The organism is Paenibacillus sp. 05T425, from assembly GCF_056396205.1.
On record NZ_JBFTLA010000065.1, the window covers coordinates 1 to 525 of the forward strand.

The 525-nt window shown below is 57.0% G+C and carries 1 protein-coding gene; it reads right to left on the bottom strand.

The window, feature by feature from the left end; translation table 11 throughout:
• Positions 1–248 precede the first annotated feature (248 nt).
• A partial coding sequence (locus tag AC1DF0_RS32080; RefSeq protein ID WP_477577604.1) for a hypothetical protein occupies positions 249–525 on the bottom strand: 277 nt, incomplete at its 5' end.

The window sequence follows — 525 nt, forward strand, 5'->3', positions numbered from 1 at the left end:
GCAGAATGCCAACCGTCGTTACAGCGGTCGCTACGGCGCGTCGCTGGATCAGCGTTTTGGCATGGCGCCGAATCAGGAAACCAATACCAAGCTGGTCAGTGATGTGCTGAGTGATGCGTTGACCCGCTTGTTCAAGGACCCGACGATTGGTCAGGTGCTTGGCGAGTAACGGTTTGCAGTTTGTTTAAAGAACCCGGTGCCAGCGATGGCGCCGGGTTTTTTTGTGCCTGCCGCTCCAGCAAGGGAAATCAAGCCGCTTGCGAATAGAAGTCCAGAACACTCACCCCGGTCAGCAAATCCGTCTCCGGCAAATCCGCATGTTGATGCCCGCCCAACGCGCAATACACCAGCCAATGCCGGTCCTGTACATTGAAGGCGAGGCTGCCGACTAAGGTTTGTTGTTCGTCGCTTTGGGCAATGAGGTAAAGACGATCCTGGTTTTCGGCGTGGAGCATGACGCGGTCCGTGTCGGTTTCGAAGGGCGACAGACTGGCGGATTCAGATGACGGCGCCGTGACACAGGAC